A 17,700-nucleotide genomic window follows, 5' to 3' on the forward strand; every position below is an offset into this window, starting at 1 on the left:
GTCCCCGCGGGCGCGCCCTGTCCGGGCAGGGCGGGTGCGTTCGCGGCGTCCGCTCCGGGCCGTGCCGCCTCCGCGGCCGTGCCGGTCTTCGCCGTCTTCCCGGCCTTCCGCCGCCCGGCTCCGGGCGCCTCGGGCTCCGGAGGGACGCCGTCCCGGGCCTTGCCGCCCCCCTTGGCGTTCTTCTTCCCGCCCTTCCCCTTGGCTCCGGTGCGGGCCGCTCCCCCGAGGGCGCCGGCCGCACCGGCTCCGCCCGCGGCGGCCGGCGTGCCCGCCTCCGCGGGGGCGTCGCTCCGGGCTCCGGGGACCGCACCGGCCGCGGCTTCCGCGGCCTGCGCGGCGGGGAGCGTCTGCTCGCCGGGCACCGGCCCGTCCGCGCCCGCACCGGCGCCCGCTTCCTGGAGGCCGCCCGCTGCGGGGAGGCCGTCCGCCGCCGGCGCGGACGCCGCCCGCGCCCTGCGCGCGGGGCGCCGGGGGCCGGCGGTGTCCGCCGTCCCGCCGGTCCCGGCGGCGGCGTCCGGTGCGGTCGGCGGTGCGTCCGCCGGACCGGTCTCCGCGGCCCCGGGCGCGCCCTGCGCGTCGGGGGGCTGCGGGGTGAGCGAGGAGTCGGAGGATCGGGGGGAACGGCGGGGGGTCACGGGTTCGGCCTCCTGGGCACGAGGAAGTGAGGGTGGGGCGGGGGAGGGGGAGTCAGTCGGCGGACGCGAGGCGTTCGATCGCGGCCATCGGGACCGGCAGCCAGTCCGGCCGGTGGCGTGCCTCGTAGACGGCCTCGTACACGGCCTTGTCGGTCTCGTACGCGCGCAGCAGCTCGGGCTCCTCGCGCGGGTCGGAGCCGGCGGCCTCCGCGTAGCCCGCGCAGTAGGCGTCGCGGCAGGCCTCGGCCCAGGCCGGGTTCCACGGACGGTGGGTCCGGGCCGCGTAGTCGAAGGACCGGAGCATGCCGGCGACGTCGCGGACGGCGGGCTGCGGACGGCAGCGTTCCGTGAGCGGGCTGGCCGGCTCGCCCTCGAAATCGATCACGGACCAGGGCGTGTCCACGGGGCCGCGCAGTATCTGCCCGAGGTGCAGGTCGCCGTGGACGCGCTGGGCGGCCCAGATGCGGCCGCGTCCGCCGAGGGCGCCGACCGCCTCGAAGGCGGTGCGCAGCCGGGGCGCGTACGGGCCGAGCGCGGGCACCGCGCGGGCGGCGGCCTCCAGCCGTCCGGTCATCTGGGCGGCGAGCCGTTCGGCCTGCCCGCCGCTCAGCTTGACCACCGGGAGGGCGTCGGCGAGCGCCGTGTGCACCTCGGCCGTCACCCGCCCCAGTTCCCGCGCCTCGGCGCGGAACGGGCGTCCGGCGGCCAGGGATTCGAGGGCGAGCACCCAGCCGTCGCGCGAGCCGCGCAGGAAGGGCTGGAGAACGCCCAGGGTGAAAGGTTCCGGCGCGGACGACCGGTACCAGGCGACGGGTGCGGGGACCCGGGTGCAGCCGCCCCGGGCGAGGGCGAGCGGCAGCTCCAGATCCGGGTTGTAGCCGGGGTGGAGTCTGCGGAAGATCTTCAGGATGAACGTATCGCCGTAGACCAGCGAGGAGTTGGACTGCTCCGCTCCCAGCGGGCGGGCCGGCAGGTCGCGGGGCGCGGGGGCGGCGCCGTCGAAGCGCTCGAAGCGCAGGGGCCCCAACGTGCCCGGTGTGCGCAGGCGTTCCAGCAGCAGTGCCGCGAGCCGGGGGTCGTGGGTGCCCTCGTACAGGGTCAGTCCGGCCAGCGGGCCCTCGGCGACGTGGCCGATGAGGGCGGGGGCGAGCGAGGGCGGCAGGGTGGGCCGGGCCCCGATCAGCAGCTGGTAGCAGTCGCCTTCGCCGCCCGGCGGCCGTTCGGGCTGGTGGACCCGCAGCAGGAGATGGAGCAGGCCCGGGCCGCCGGAACCGCGTACCGGCAGCAGTTCGGTGGCGAGGTCGAGGGTGAAACCGGTGACGGGTGAGCCTTTGCCGGCGAACCAGCGCTGTGCCGGCAGCCAGGTGGTCAGCAGTGGTGCGAGCGACGCAAGTAGTGCGGGCGAGGTCCGGGTGGAAGCAGCCTCCGACATGGGCATCGCGTCCTTTCCCCGGGTACACCACGAATGCGCAAAGTGTCCCGGATTGCAGCGGTTGCTGTCCGGCGGCGCGCGGGGATGAAGGGGAGAGTGCCCGGTGCGGGGCGGCGGAAACCGCCCCGCCGGAGCAGGGGGCGCGTTTTCGACACCTGCGCGCCCCCGGTCTCCCCGCGGTCCGTCAGGGGGTGAGGCCGCCCGCCGCGGCGCCCGCCGCCGGACCGGTCGTGGTGCCGGCCGACGTCCCCGGCGCGATGCCGGGCGCGGCGTCCTTGCGCAGCCGGAACCAGTAGAAGCCGTGGCCGGCGAGGGTGAGCAGGTACGGCCACTGGCCGATCGCGGGGAACCGCACGCCGCCGATCAGCTCCACCGGATGGCGTCCGCTGAAGGCGCGCAGGTCGAGCTCGGTCGGCTGGGCGAACCGCGAGAAGTTGTGGACGCACAGCACCACGTCGTCCTCGTACTCCCGCAGGAAGGCGAGCACCGCCGGGTTCGACGACGGCAGTTCCTCGTAGGAACCGAGACCGAAGGCAGGGTTCTGCTTGCGGATCTCGATCATCCGGCGGGTCCAGTGGAGCAGCGAGGAGGGCGACGACATCGACGCCTCGACGTTGGTCACCTGGTAGCCGTAGACCGGGTCCATGATGGTCGGCAGGTAGAGCCGGCCCGGGTCGCTGGAGGAGAAGCCCGCGTTGCGGTCCGGCGTCCACTGCATCGGGGTGCGCACCGCGTCGCGGTCGCCCAGCCAGATGTTGTCGCCCATGCCGATCTCGTCCCCGTAGTAGAGGATCGGCGAGCCGGGCAGCGACAGCAGCAGGGCGGTGAACAGCTCGATCTGGTTGCGGTCGTTGTCCAGCAGCGGGGCGAGCCGGCGGCGGATGCCGATGTTGGCCCGCATCCGCGGGTCCTTGGCGTACTCCGCGTACATGTAGTCGCGCTCTTCGTCCGTCACCATCTCGAGCGTCAGCTCGTCGTGGTTGCGCAGGAAGATGCCCCACTGGCAGTTCTTCGGGATGGACGGGGTCTTCGCCAGGATCTCGGAGACCGGGTAGCGGGACTCGCGCCGCACGGCCATGAAGATGCGCGGCATCACGGGGAAGTGGAACGCCATGTGGCACTCGTCGCCGCCGGCCGGGTAGTCGCCGAAGTAGTCGACGACGTCCTCGGGCCACTGGTTGGCCTCGGCGAGCAGCACGGTGTCCGGGTAGTGGGCGTCGATCTCCTTGCGGACCCGCTTCAGGAAGGAGTGGGTGCGCGGCAGGTTCTCGCAGTTCGTGCCCTCCTCCTGGTAGAGGTACGGCACCGCGTCGAGCCGGAAGCCGTCGATCCCGAGATCGAGCCAGAACCGCAGGGCGGAGATGATCTCCTCCTGCACGGCCGGGTTCTCGTAGTTGAGGTCCGGCTGATGAGAGAAGAACCGGTGCCAGTAGTACTGCTTCCGTACCGGGTCGAACGTCCAGTTGGACGACTCGGTGTCCACGAAGATGATGCGGGCGTCCTGGTACTGCTTGTCGTCGTCGGCCCAGACGTAGTAGTCGCCGTAGGGGCCGTCCGGGTCGGACCGGGACTGCTGGAACCACTCGTGCTGGTCGCTGGTGTGGTTCATGACGAAGTCGATGATCACCCGCATGCCGCGCTGGTGCGCCGCGTCGACGAACTCGACGAAGTCGGCCAGGTCGCCGAACTCCGGCAGTACGGAGGTGTAGTCCGCGACGTCGTAACCGCCGTCGCGCAGCGGGGACTTGAAGAACGGCGGCAGCCACAGGCAGTCCACGCCCAGCCACTGCAGATAGTCCAGCTTGGCGGTGATGCCCTTCAGGTCACCGACGCCGTCGCCGTTGCTGTCCTGGAAGGAGCGGACCAGGACCTCGTAGAAGACGGCGCGCTTGAACCAGTCGGGGTCGCGGTCGCGGGCGGGGGTGTCCTCGAAGGTGTCGGGGACGGGCTCGTTGACGATCATGAGATGGGTGACCCTCCGGTCTGCGGGGACGGTCGCAGGGTGACGACGTGCGCCGGGGCCTTGCCCGGTTCGAGGCGCACGTAGTTGGCCCTGCCCCAGTGATAGGTCTCGCCGGTGAGCTCGTCGCGCACCGGTACGGTCTCGTGTTCTTCGAACCCGAGTCGCAGCATGTTCAACGAGACCGTGGCCTCCTGGGTGTGGTGGGGGTCGAGGTTGGCGACGACGAGGACGACGTCCTGCCCGCTGCGCTTCGAGTAGGCGATCACCGCGTCGTTGTCGGTGTGGTGGAAGTGGACGTCGCGCAGCTGCTGGAGCGCCGAGTGCCGGCGCCGCAGCCGGTTCAGCGCGGTGATCAGCGGGGTGATGGTGCGGCCCTCGCGCTCGGCGGACTCCCAGTCGCGGGGGCGCAGCTGGTACTTCTCCGAACCGAGGTACTCCTCGCTGCCCGGGTGCAGCGGGGTGCCCTCGCACAGCTCGAACCCGGCGTACACGCCCCACGACGGCGACAGCGTGGCGGCGAGCACGGCCCGCACCTCGAACGCCGGACGGCCGCCCTCCTGGAGGTAGGCGTGCAGGATGTCGGGGGTGTTCACGAAGAAGTTCGGCCGCATGTACGAGGCGGCCTCGCCGGACAGCTCCCGGACGTACTCGGTCAGCTCGTGCTTGGTGTTGCGCCAGGTGAAGTACGTGTACGACTGCTGGAAGCCGACGGCCGCCAGCGCGTGCATCATCGCCGGGCGGGTGAACGCCTCCGCCAGGAAGACCACGTCGGGATCGGCGCCGTTGATCTCGCCGATCACCTTCTCCCAGAACACCACCGGTTTGGTGTGCGGGTTGTCGACGCGGAAGATGCGCACACCGCGGTCCATCCAGAACCGCAGCACCCGCACGGTCTCGGCCACCAGGCCCGGCATGTCCGCGTCGAAGGCGATCGGGTAGATGTCCTGGTACTTCTTCGGCGGGTTCTCGGCGTAGGCGATCGAGCCGTCGGCCCGGTGGCGGAACCACTCGGGGTGCTCCTTCACCCAGGGGTGGTCCGGCGAGCACTGGAGGGCGAAGTCGAGGGCGATCTCCATGCGCAGCGAACGCGCCGCCCGCACGAAGTGGTCGAAGTCGGCGAGGGTGCCGAGATCGGGGTGGACGGCGTCGTGGCCCCCCTCGGCGGAGCCGATGGCCCAGGGCACGCCCACGTCGTGGGGGCCGGCCGTCAGGGCGTTGTCCGGTCCCTTGCGGTGCGTGGTGCCGATGGGGTGGATGGGCGGCAGGTACACCACGTCGAAGCCCATCGCCGCCACCGCGGGCAGCCGCTCGGCCGCCGTGCGGAAGGTGCCGGACACCGGCGCCGCGCCCTCCTCGACGACCGCGCCCTCCGAGCGCGGGAACAGCTCGTACCACGCGCCGTACAGCGCCCGGCGGCGCTCGACCTTCAGCGGCAGCGGTTCACAGGCGCTGACCAGTTCGCGCAGCGGGTGCCGGTCCAGCGCGGCGGTCGCGTCGGCCGCGAGCGCGGCGGCGAGGCGCGCGCCGGCGGGCCGTGCGGTGTCCCGCAGGGCGTCCGCGGCTGCCAGCACCCCCTCGCGTCCGTCCTTCTTCGGGACGCCCGCGGCGGCGCGCTCGTACAGCTCGGCGCCCTCCGCCAGGACCAGTTCGGTGTCGATGCCCGCCGGGATCTTGATGTGCGCGTGGTGGCGCCAGGTGGCGACCGGGTCGCTCCACGCCTCGACGGTGTACGTCCACGCGCCCTCGGTCTCCGGGGTGACGAAGGCCCCCCAGCGGTCGGTGCCCGGTGCGAGTTCCCGCATCGGGGTGAAGGGACCGGGGCGGCCCTTCGGGTCGCGCAGCACGACGTTGGCGGCGACCGCGTCGTGGCCTTCGCGGAAGACCGTGGCGGTGACCTCGAAGGTCTCACCCGCCACGGCCTTCGCGGGCTGTCTTCCGCAGTCGACGAGCGGGCGTACGTCCAGGACGGGAATGCGGCCAATGAGCGAGTTCACGACATCACCTGAGGGCTGTGCGGGCAGGTCGGGTCGAGCGGCAAGGGGTGGATTGCGCACTGTGTGTCTAATTTGTAACTGCTCAGTCGGTGACTGGCCGGGTGCGGGCATGTCGGCTCCAGTCCGCGTTCACTCGGGTGGACGGAAAGGATGCGGTCGCGGGGTGTGCTCGCTTGCGTACCGGATGAGCCTTCCCCCGGTCTCCCGGGGGGCAATCCGGCGATGTGTTAACTACTAGGACGTAGCGGCCGACACAAGACACACCGGGTGTCCCGTCCCGTCACACGGCCGGAACCCGACCCCGGCATGCTGCTCGTGCACACGGATGCGCCGGGGTGCTCCTCTGCGCCGTGGCGGGTCCCCGTCCGCGCCCCTTAGCGTCGTCGGCCGGGCCCGTCCGGGCCGCGCGGGCGCGCCCGGTCCCGCGCGGGCCCCGGCGTCGTCGCGACGGAAAGGCGGCGTACGACACGAAATGCGTCGTGCGTCCGCTCGGATGCGTATTTCCCCTGCGAAGGTGGGACCTGTGAAGGCCATTCGTCGTTTCACCGTCCGCCCCGTCCTCCCCGAACCCCTGCGACCGCTCAGCGGCCTGGCGCGCAATCTGCGCTGGTCCTGGCACACCGAGACCCAAGAGCTGTTCCGCTCCGTCGACCCCGGGGGGTGGCAGGCGGCGGGGGGCGACCCCGTGCGGCTGCTCGGCGGCGTGTCCGCCGCCCGGATGGCCGAACTCGCCAAGGACCGGCGATTCCTGCGCCGGCTCGCCGCGGCCGCCGACGACCTGGACGACTACCTGCACGGCGGCAGGTGGTACCAGGGCGCCGGAAGCGGCGGCGGCGACGCGTCCGGGTTCCCCGCCGCCATCGCGTACTTCTCGCCCGAGTTCGGCGTCACCGCCGCGCTCCCGCAGTACTCGGGCGGCCTCGGCATCCTGGCCGGCGACCACCTCAAGGCGGCCAGCGACCTCGGTGTCCCGCTGATCGGCGTCGGCCTGCTCTACCGCCACGGCTACTTCCGCCAGTCGCTGTCGCGCGACGGCTGGCAGCAGGAGCACTATCCGGTGCTCGACCCCAACGAACTGCCCGTCTCGCTGCTGCGCGAGGACGACGGGAGCCCCGCCCGGGTCACCCTCGCGCTCCCCGCGGGCCGCCTGCTGCACGCCCACATCTGGGTCGCCCAGGTCGGCCGGGTCCCGCTGCTGATGCTCGACTCCGACGTCGAGGACAACGGCCCCGGCGCCCGCGACGTCACCGACCGGCTGTACGGCGGGGGCAGCGAGCACCGGCTGCTCCAGGAGATGCTCCTCGGCATCGGCGGCGTCCGCGCCGTGCGCACGTACTGCCGGCTCACCGGGCACGCCGCGCCCGAGGTCTTCCACACCAACGAGGGCCACGCCGGCTTCCTCGGGCTGGAACGCATCCGGGAGCTCGGCGAGAGCCCCGGGCTCGGCTTCGACGCCGCCCTGGAGGCGGTGCGCGCGGGCACCGTGTTCACCACGCACACGCCGGTGCCCGCCGGGATCGACCGCTTCGACCGCGATCTGGTCGCCCGTCACTTCGCCGACGGCGCGGAGCTGCCCGGCGTGCCCGTCGACCGCATCCTGAGGCTCGGCACGGAGAGCTACCCCGGCGGCGACGGCGGTGTGTTCAACATGGCCGTGATGGGGCTGCGGCTCGCCCAGCGCGCCAACGGCGTCTCCGAACTGCACGGCGCCGTCAGCCGGGACATGTTCGCCGGCCTCTGGCCGGGATTCGACGCCGCCGACGTGCCCATCACCTCGGTCACCAACGGAGTCCACGCCCCCACCTGGGTCGCGCCCGAGGTCTTCCGCCTCGGCGCCCGCCGGCTCGGACCGGGCCGCGCGGAGGACGCGCTCTCGGTCGGCGGGTCGCCCCGCTGGGACGCCGTCGCCGACATCCCCGACGCGGAGATCTGGGAGCTGCGCCGCTCGCTGCGCGAGCAGCTGGTCGCGGAGGTGCGGGAGCGGCTGCGCGCCTCCTGGCGGCAGCGGGGTGCGGGAGCCGCGGAACTCGGCTGGATCGACGGGGTCCTCGACCCGGACGTGCTCACCATCGGCTTCGCCCGCCGGGTGCCCTCGTACAAGCGGCTCACGCTCATGCTGCGCGACCGGCAGCGCCTCACCGAGCTGCTGCTGCACCCCACGCGCCCGATCCAGATCGTCGTCGCCGGCAAGGCACACCCCGCCGACGACGGCGGCAAGCGGCTGGTGCGCGAACTCGTCCGGTTCGCCGACGACCCGCGGGTGCGCCACCGCATCGTCTTCCTGCCCGACTACGGCATGGCGATGGCGAAGAAGCTGTACCCCGGCTGCGACGTGTGGCTCAACAACCCGCTGCGCCCGCTGGAGGCCTGCGGCACCAGCGGCATGAAGGCCGCGCTCAACGGATCGCTCAACCTGTCCGTGCTCGACGGCTGGTGGGACGAGTGGTACGAGCCCGACTTCGGCTGGGCGATCCCCACGGCCGACGGCGAGGCCACCGACGAGGACCGCCGGGACGAACTGGAGGCGGCCGCCCTCTACTCGCTGATCGAGGAGCGCATCGCGCCCCGCTTCTACGAGGAGGGCGGCGGCGGCCTCCCGGACCGCTGGATCGACATGGTCCGCCGCACCCTGACGACCCTCGGCCCGAAGGTGCTCGCGGGCCGCATGGTCCGCGAGTACGTGGAGCGGCTCTACGCCCCGGCCGCCGAGGCGCACCGCGCCCTCGACGCGGCCGCGGCCGAGGAGCTGGCGGGGTGGAAGTCCCGGGTGCGGGCCGCGTGGCCGGCGGTCGCGGTCGACCACGTGGAGGCCGTCGACCAGGACGCGGCGACCGGGGGCGCGCCGACGGCCGGGCTCGGCTCGACACTCACCCTCCGGGTCCAGGCGACGCTCGGCGAACTCGGGCCCGACGACGTGGAGGTGCAGGCCGTCGCGGGCAGGGTGGACCCCGACGACGCCCTGCGCGACACCCGCACCTTCCCGCTGAAGCCGGCCGGCGGCCCCGACCTCGCGGGCCGCTGGGTCTACGAGGGCCCGCTGGCCCTCGACCGGACCGGGCCGTTCGGCTACACCGTGCGGGTGCTGCCCGCCCACCGGCTCATCCCGGCGGGCGCGGACATGGGGCTCGTCGCCCTGCCGCCGGAGGTCTCCGACTCCCCGGGCGGTGAGGCGGGCCTGCTGCTGCGCTGACGGCGGCGCGACCGGACGGTGGGAGGCGCGGCGCCCCGGGAGGGGCGCCGCGCTTTTCGCGTGCGCGTCTGCCGTGCCTTTTGCTTGCGCGTCTGCCGTGCCTTCCGCGCTTCCTTCGTGCGCCGCGCCTTTCCGCGTGCGCGTCTGCCTCGTGCGCCCCGCCGGCCCGCCCGGGCGGGCCGGGTCCCGGACGGCCGTCCGGTGCACGGGGCGTGGCAGAACGATGACCATGCCGTGTGGCCCTTGTGACGAAGACGTGATGCTGACCGATGAGTCCATGTCGGACTTGTGATCTTGAACGCCTTCGGGGGCGCGTGGAATAGTCCCGTTCCGCTTCCGCGGACCCTCGGGGGGTGGGATCGAGGCATCCGACGGAGCGTCAACTGTGAACCCCCGCAAGGCCGCTGCGCCCCGGGGGAGATGCGGGGTGGGGGGAACATGCCGCGTAGGGGGACGGGCGCCGACGTGCCCGGAAGGCGGTGCACGGTGAACCCGTCCGGCACCGCGGCACACGCGCGCCGCGGCACTCCGGTGCCGGGCGCCCCGGCCGCCTCCGCCACCGCCACCGCCACGACCCGGGCACGCCCGCACCCCGGTGCCGGCGCCCGGCTGCCGGAACCCGGACGACCGGGCACTCCGGAGCGCTGAGACCCGGCCGGCGGGAGCGTCGCCGCGCCCGCCGGCCGATTCCACCGACTCGGTTCCTTTCTACGTGCGGAGACACGTGATGCCATTCCGTGGCCGGTTGCTGAACCGGCACATACCAGGGCGATTGCTTGCAGCGACCGCCCTCGGACTGACCGTCGTGCTGACCGGCGGTACGGTCCACGCCGTACCCGCGGCGGATCCCGGCCGGGGCAGGCCCGGGGTCCAGGAGGCCGATCCGGTCGAGGGCCGGAACGCCACGTCCCTGCCCCGGCCGTCCGATCCGGCCCGCAAGGCGGCCGTCACCCGGCTGGACAAGGCCGTCCTGCCGCCCGGCGGCAGCCGGGAGGTCGCCGTGGCGGCCTCGCCGAAGCCCGTCGAGGTGGGCGGTCTGCCGGTCTCGGTCGCCGCCGTGCCGCCCGCGAAGGCGTCCGGGGCGAAGGGCGCCCGCACGGCCGCCACCGCCGCCACCCCCGCCCGGGTACGGGTGGACGTGCTGCCCACGGCACGCGCGAAGGACCTCGCGGCGGGTGCCGTGCTCCGCATCCAGCGGTCCGACGCGGCCGCTGCCGGGGCCCCGGTCCGCCTCTCCGTGGACTACTCGGCCTTCGAGGACGCCTACGGCGGCTCCTACGGAGCGCGGCTGCGCCTGGTGCAGCTCCCCGCCTGCGCCGAGTTCGCCGCACCGGGCAGCAAGGCGTGCCCCGGCACCGGGACACCGCTGCGCACCGTGAACGACCCGGTGGCCAACACGGCCTCCGCCGAGGTCACCGCCGCGCCGGCGGGCCCGGGCGGCACCTCGGCGACGGCGGCCCGGGGGGCCTCGCTCGTCGCGCTCGCCGCGGGTCCGTCCTCGTCGCAGGGCACCTACGGGGCGACCGCGCTCGCCCCTTCGGCGAGCTGGAGCGTCGCCCGCTCCACCGGCGGGTTCTCCTGGTCGTACCCGATGCGCACGGTGCCGGTGGCCGGCGGCCTCGCTCCGTCGGTCGGGCTCTCGTACCAGTCGCAGTCGATCGACGGGCAGACCTCGGCCACCAACAACCAGGGCTCCTGGGTCGGCGAGGGCTTCACCTACGAGTCGGGCTACATCGAGCGCCGCTACAAGCCCTGCGCGGACGACGGCCACGACGGATCCGCCGAGCAGTGCTGGGCGTTCGACAACGCGACCGTGATGCTGAACGGCAGCGCGTCCCAGATCATCAAGGACGACGCCACGGGCGCGTGGAAGCTCGCGAACCCGGACGGCTCGAAGGTCGAGAAGCTGACCGGGGCCGTCAACGGTGACGACAACGGCGAGCACTGGCGGATCATCACCCCGGACGGCAAGGAGTACTGGTTCGGTCTGAACCGGCTCCCGGGCTGGGCGTCGGGCAACGAGGAGACGCAGTCCGCCTGGACGCTGCCGGTCTTCGGCGACGACTCGGGGGAGCCCTGCCACAACGCGACGTTCACCAGCGCCCACTGCAAGCAGGCCTGGCGCTGGAACCTCGACTACGTCAAGGACCCGCACGGCAACGTCGTCTCGCACTACTACGCCAAGGAGGTGAACCACTACGCGCTGAACGGGAAGACGGACGTCAACGGCACCTCCTACGACCGCGGCGGTCACCTGAAGCGGATCGACTACGGCCAGCGCGACACCCAGGTGTACGCCGCCAAGGCCCCGGCCCGCGTCGTCTTCGACGTCACCGAGCGGTGCCTGCCCGACGCCTCCTTCGACTGCGCCGAGTCCAAGCGCACCGCGGCCAACGCGGCCCGCTGGCCCGACGTCCCCGTCGACCGGGAGTGCAAGGCGTCCACGAAGTGCGCCGCCGACCAGATCGCGCCGACGTTCTTCACCACCAAGCGGCTGAAGGCCGTCGTCACGCAGATGCGCAGGAGCGCGACCGAGTACCAGGACGTCGACGCCTGGCTGCTCACCCACGCGTTCCTCGACAACGGCGACGACTCCAGAAGCATGTGGCTGTCGAAGATCGACCACGAGGGCCGGGTCGGCACCACCGCCAAGGTCCCCTCGCTGGACCTCTTCGGCGCGCAGATGGAGAACCGCGTCGACGCCGTCGGCGACAACATCGCCCCCTTCCGACGCCACCGCCTGGTGACCGTGGTGAGCGAGACCGGCGCCCAGCTGGACGTCAACTTCGCCCCCGCCGACTGCACGGCCTCGGCCCTGCCGAAGCCCGGTGAGTCCACCAAGCGGTGCTACCCGGTCAAGTGGGCGGCGCCGGGCAACCTGGACCCGGTCGACGACTGGTTCCACAAGTACGTGGTCGCCGAGATCGTCGAGACCGACCGCACCGGCGGCGGCGACAAGATGGTCACCCGCTACGACTACAACGGCCCCGCGGGCTGGCGTCACTCCAAGCCCGACGGCATCACCCCCGACGAGTTCCTCACCTGGGGCGAGTGGCAGGGCTACGGCAAGGTGACCGTCACCAGCGGCGCCGAGGACCGGCAGCGCAGCCGCGTCGACTACACCTTCTTCCAGGGCCGCGACGGCGACAGGAAGCCGGGCGGCGGCACCGTCTCCGCCACCGTGACGGACTCCACCGGCACGGTGTACACCGACGACGAGGACTTCACCGGCTTCGAGCTGGAGGCGCAGGCCTTCAACGACGGCGCCGTCGCCACCAAGGTCGTCAAGAAGCCGTGGAAGCACCACACGGCGACCCAGACGAAGAGCTGGGGCACGCTGCGCGCCACCCTCGTCAAGCCGACCGTCACCCGCGGCTTCACCGCGCTGAAGGCCGGCGGCTGGCGCGAGTCCCGTTCGGAGACGTCGTACGACACGGCGACCGGCACCGGCCGCGTCACCCAGGTCGACGACTTCGGGCGGGTGGTCCCGGCGACCGCCACGCAGGCGGAGAAGGACGCCGCCGCGAAGGACGACACCTGCACCCGCACCACGTACGCCGACAACACGGCGGGCGACCGGAACTTCCTGGACCGGGTGAAGCGGGTCGAGGAGGTCGCCGTCTCGTGCGGCACGACGCCCGACCGCAGGAAGCAGGTGCTGTCGGACATCCGCACGTACTACGACAGCCTCGCGCACGGCGCCGCCCCGGTCCGCGGACTGGAGACGTCGGCGGAGCGGCTCGCCTCGCACGACGGCACCACCCCGGTGTACCAGGAGGCCTTCAAGAACGTCTACGACTCCTACGGGCGTCCGACCTCCGCCACCACCCCCGGCACCGGGCGCACCACGACCGCGTACACCATGGTCAACGGTCTGACGACGCAGACGAAGGCGACCAACGTCCTCGGCCACGCGAGCATCACGGACTACGAACCCGCCTGGGGCCAGGTCAAGGGCCGCCAGGACCCCAACGGCAAGCGGACGGACCTCTCGTTCGACGGCCTCGGCCGCATCACGGGCGCCTGGCTGGAGGACCGGAAGAAGGCGAGCAACCAGACACCGAACAGCAAGTACAGCTACCTCGTCCGCAAGGACGCGCCGCTCGCGGTGAAGACCGAGATCGTCGAGGAGGGCGGCTCCTACGCCGCCGAGTACACCCTCTACGACAGCCTGCTGAGAGCCCGTCAGAAGCAGGCGGTCGGACCGGGCGGCACCCGTCTGGTGGCCGACACCTTCTACGACGCGCGGGGCAAGCTCAAGACGGCGTACGGCACCTACGCGGCCGCCGGAGCCGCCTCCGACCAGCTCCTGATCGTGCGCAACGGCGAGGTCGAGTCGCAGACCCTGTACGAGTACGACGACATGGGCCGGACCACCGCGACCGTCTTCGCCGTCGCGGGCGTCGAGCAGTGGCGCACGACCACCGTCCACGAGGGCGACCGCGCGCACACCGTCCCGCCGCAGGGCGGGATCGCCTCGACGTCGCTGACCGACGTCGACGGCCAGGTCGTCGAGCAGCGCCAGTACCAGACCGGCGGCCCCCTCTCGACGGGCCCGTCCACGTACGCGTCGACCCGGTACACCTACACGCCGTCGGGCCGGCTCTCGACGGTGACCGACGCCCGGCAGAACGTCTGGTCCTTCGAGTACGACCAGCGCGGCCGCAAGGTGAAGTCCGTGGACCCCGACGCGGGCACCACGATCACCGGCTACGACGACGCCGACCGGGTGGTCTCCGTACGGCACGAGGGCCGGGGCACCGAGGTGACCACCGCCTACGACGCCCTCGGCCGGACCACCGCCACCTACGACGGTCCGGTGTCCGCGGGGAAGAAGCTCACCGAGAACCGCTACGACCGCACCGGCGCGCTCGGCAAGCAGTACGCCTCGCTGCGGTACACCGGCGCGACCGAGTACTTCGGCACCGCGGTGCAGGAGTTCGACGACCAGTACCGTCCGATGAAGACGGCCCACATCGTCCCCGCGTCCGAGGGCGCGCTCGCCGGCACCTACCTCTTCACCACCACCTACAACCGGGACGGGACCGTCCAGACCGCGGGCCTGCCCGCGGCCGGCGGCCTCGCCGCCGAGGTGATCCGCTACGGCTACGACGAGCTCCAGCGGCCCGTGACGATGCAGGGACTCTCCACCTACGTCACGGGGACCACCTGGTCGCCCACGTCGTCCCTGCTCCAGCTCGAACTGAACACCGGCGGCAAGAAGGTCTGGCAGACCTTCGACTACGAGCGGGGCACCGACCGGGTCACCCGCGCCGTGGTGGACGTCGCCGGCTCCACGACCGGGCCGGTGAAGGAGACCGGCTACAGCTACGACAAGGCCGGAAACGTCCTGTCCGTGTCGGACGTCGGCTCCGGCGGCGCCGCTCCCGACGTGCAGTGCTTCCAGTACGACCAGAACCGCCGGCTCTCCGAGGCATGGACGCCGAACGCGAGCACGGCGGCCGCCACCGGCTCCGGGACGGCCGGCACCACCGCCCCCGTCGACGGCACCGTGCCCTCGGCCTGCTCGGCGGCGCCCGGCAGCCAGGCCCTCGGCGGCCCTGCCGCGTACTGGAAGTCGTACCGGACCGACGAGATCGGCAACCGCACCCAGGACATCACCCACGACACCGGACTGGACTCCGCCAAGGACGTCACCCGGACCTTCACCTACGGCGAGGGACCGGCCGGACCGCACGCGGTGACCAAGGTGGTGGCGGACACCCCGACCGGCGACAGCCAGTCCACCTACGGGTACGACGCCGCGGGCAACATGGAGACCCGGACGATCGGAGGCAATACCGAGACGCTGACCTGGGACGCGGGCGGCAAGCTGACCCGGCTGGCCCGGCCCGACGACGTCACCACCCCGGCGGACGAGGCCACCGCGTCCACGTACCTGTACGGCCCCGACGGCAACCGCCTCAAGCGCAAAGACAGCCGGGGAACCACGCTGTACCTGCCGGGCATGGAGCTGAGCCTGCCGGCGGGCGCCACCAAGGTCCAGGCCACGCGCACCTACGCGCACGCGGGGCAGGACGTCGCGGTGCGGACCGACGACAACATGGTCACGTTCCTCTCGTCGGACCACCACGGCACCGGCGACCTGAGCGTCCAGGCGACGACCGGCAGTGTGACCCAGCGCCGGTTCGACCCGTACGGCAACACCCGCGGCACCCAGCCCACGTCCTGGGCGGGGCGCACGGGCTTCGTCGGCGGCACCTTCGACGAGGACACCGGGCTCACCAACCTCGGCGCCCGCGAGTACGACTCCGGTCTGGGCAAGTTCGTCTCCGTCGATCCGCTCATCGACTTCGGCAACGCCCAGCAGATGAACGGCTACGCGTACGCCAACAACTCGCCCGTCACGTACTCCGACCCGTCCGGAGCCATCCCCGCCGAGTGCTGGGAGGGTCTGATCACCTGCCGGATGGGCCCGAACGGATGGGAGTTCGGCGACCCGAAGCCGCAGCCGTCCAAGGAGGAGAAGGAGGTCGCGGCCGCCGAGGCCGACCACGCCCAGGCGGAGCGCCAGGTCAGCGCGGTGACCGACAGGATCATCGAGGAGATCAAGGACATCGTCGGCGTCTCGGCGCTGGAGGACTGCGCGTCGAACCCGGCGATCGGCACCTGCCTGAAGGCCGCCGCGGAGGTCGCCACGCTGCTCCTCGGAACAGCGGCGAAGGCCATCTTCAAGGCGAAGAAGATCTACAAGGCGCTCAGCCTGATCGACGACCTCTACGACTCGATCACCAAGATGCGCAAGACGCAGAAGCGGGTCGACAACGCCAAGGACGCCCTGGAGAAGTCCAAGAAGGCCAAGGCCAAGGCGGACAGGAAGAAACGGGACAGGGACTCCTGCGAGAACCACTCGTTCCTGCCCGCCGCGAAGGTGCTGATGGCGGACGGGTCGAGCAGACCCATCGAGGACGTCGGCGTCGGGGACATGGTCACGACCACGGACCCGGGCACCGGTGTGAACTCGGCCCGCGAGGTCGTGCGGACGATCGTCACGGAGGACGACAAGCACTTCGTCGACCTGACCGTCGCCGGCCCCGGCGGCACCGCCACGCTCACCTCCACGGTGACGCACCCGTTCTGGGTCGTCTCCCAGGGGGCGTTCGTCGAGGCCTCCGGCCTGCGGCCCGGGATGCAGCTGCTCACCCCGGACGGCGAACGGGCCGAGGTCACCGGCACGGAGTTCTTCGACCGGCGCCAGCGCACCCACGACCTCACGGTCTCCGGTGTGCACGCCTACTACGTGGCGGCGGGCACCACTCCCGTCCTCGTCCACAACTGCGACGACATCGCGCTCGGCAAGCAGACGGTGGACGGCGACGACATGGCGCTGGACATCTTCGCCATGGAGCGGGGCGCCACCACGTACAAGGAGTGGGACGACGACGCCTGGTGGTACCAGCACGTCAACAAGTTCCTGAAGGACGGCAAGACCCGGATCCACGTCAACCTGGACGGGATCACCGACCCCAAGGCCTATGCCAAGCTGGGCAAGGACCTCACGCCGGCACCCGAGATGCAGGGCGCCACACGCTGGGAGATGTACCGGCTGAGCCAGTCCCCGGGAGCATGGAGCCGGGTCACCTGGTACCGGAAGGGAAAGGAGGTGTCGAACCCCTTTGAGTGACGCACCGACCGAGGACACGGCACCGGGCGGCGCACCGCACCCCCCGGGGCGTGTGCTGTGGTCCAGCCCGCTCCGCTTCAGCCTGTGGATGTACGGGATCGGGCACTCGCAGCTGCTCGTCCGCAGCCAGAACGGGCAGGGGATCGACGACGAAGCCCTCGGCCTGCGCTTCGAGGCGGTGGAGCGGCTGAACGTGGGCCGGTCCTTCCGGGGGCTCAGCCTGGAGACGGCGGACGAGACCGTCCTCGCGGAGATCGCGGCGACGGGCGTGCTGAAGCCGCGGCCGAACCCGCTGCTCACGCTGGTGCTGCGGAGCGAGGACTCGCTGGGCTGGGTCGTCTGCTCCAAGGTGGCGGTGGGGGTCTCCCGGTTCACCGGGGACCGGCCCGGGTTCCTGCTGGACCCCGTGCACTTCCGCACCCGGGCGATGCGCCCGGGGTGACCTGAGCGGCCGGCAGAAGGACGAGGGCCGTCCCCGCGTGAGCGGGGGCGGCCCTCGGCGTTTCGCGAGGCGGCGCCCCGCGGCTTCCGGAGGGGACGTACGCACGCGGTAGCGCCGGCCGGGCGGTCCGCAGCCGGCCGCCCCCGGCCGGATCGCGTTGTCCGGATTCCGGTGGCGGTGTCCGGGGTGTGACCGAATCATGACCATGCCGTGTGACGGATGTGACGAACCCGTGATTGCCGCCGATGAGCCCATGTCCGACATCGGGCCTTGTCGCTGCGCCGCCGTACGTGGAATAGTCCCGTTCCGCTTCTGCGGTCGTGGGGGGACCAAGACCGTAGAACGTTCAACTGATCACCTCCGCACGGTTCCTGACGGTGCGGGGGATTTGCGGGGTGG

6 protein-coding genes are annotated in these 17,700 nt (G+C 72.4%); 3 read left to right on the forward strand and 3 right to left on the reverse strand.

Features of this window, described 5'->3' with window-relative positions:
- Positions 1-687: 687 nt before the first annotated feature.
- The 3 genes from IAG43_RS22220 to IAG43_RS22230 form a co-directional block, all read right to left on the reverse strand.
- Entirely contained in the window at positions 688-2,067 is a 1,380-nt protein-coding gene (locus IAG43_RS22220) for a maltokinase N-terminal cap-like domain-containing protein (protein WP_187742453.1), read from the reverse strand.
- A 184-nt stretch (positions 2,068-2,251) separates the two neighbouring features.
- Positions 2,252-4,030: a maltose alpha-D-glucosyltransferase gene (gene treS / locus IAG43_RS22225; RefSeq protein WP_187742454.1), complete on the reverse strand. Its 1,779-nt coding sequence runs from the start codon at positions 4,028-4,030 to the stop codon at positions 2,252-2,254.
- Positions 4,027-6,135 carry an alpha-1,4-glucan--maltose-1-phosphate maltosyltransferase gene (locus tag IAG43_RS22230; RefSeq protein ID WP_187742455.1) on the reverse strand — a complete coding sequence of 703 codons (2,109 nt, stop codon included), beginning with the start codon at positions 6,133-6,135 and terminating at the stop codon, positions 4,027-4,029. Before IAG43_RS22230 ends, treS begins: the two co-directional genes overlap by 4 nt.
- Before the next feature lie 412 nt (positions 6,136-6,547).
- Here IAG43_RS22230 and glgP point away from each other — a divergent pair, with 412 nt between their 5' ends.
- The 3 genes from glgP (at position 6,548) to IAG43_RS22245 (ending at position 17,301) form a co-directional block, all read left to right on the forward strand.
- Positions 6,548-9,214, forward strand: a complete 2,667-nt coding sequence (glgP, locus tag IAG43_RS22235) for an alpha-glucan family phosphorylase (protein ID WP_187742456.1) — start codon at positions 6,548-6,550, stop codon at positions 9,212-9,214.
- A 772-nt stretch (positions 9,215-9,986) separates the two neighbouring features.
- Complete coding sequence (locus IAG43_RS34995; protein WP_281403973.1) at positions 9,987-16,859, forward strand: RHS repeat-associated core domain-containing protein; 6,873 nt, start codon at positions 9,987-9,989, stop codon at positions 16,857-16,859.
- Positions 16,852-17,301, forward strand: a complete 450-nt coding sequence (locus tag IAG43_RS22245) for a hypothetical protein (protein ID WP_187742458.1) — start codon at positions 16,852-16,854, stop codon at positions 17,299-17,301. Before IAG43_RS34995 ends, IAG43_RS22245 begins: the two co-directional genes overlap by 8 nt.
- Positions 17,302-17,700: the final 399 nt, after the last annotated feature.

Source organism: Streptomyces genisteinicus (genome assembly GCF_014489615.1).
In the GTDB taxonomy this organism is placed as follows: Bacteria; Actinomycetota; Actinomycetes; order Streptomycetales; family Streptomycetaceae; genus Streptomyces; species Streptomyces genisteinicus.

Bases quoted from the DNA above. Each gene is read 5' to 3' on its own strand.
- IAG43_RS22220 (WP_187742453.1), bottom strand. From the start codon at position 2,067: ATGTCGGAGGCTGCTTCCACCCGGACCTCGCCCGCACTACTTGCGTCG.
- treS (WP_187742454.1), bottom strand. From the start codon at position 4,030: ATGATCGTCAACGAGCCCGTCCCCGACACCTTCGAGGACACCCCCGCC.
- IAG43_RS22230 (WP_187742455.1), bottom strand. From the start codon at position 6,135: ATGCCCGCACCCGGCCAGTCACCGACTGAGCAGTTACAAATTAGACAC.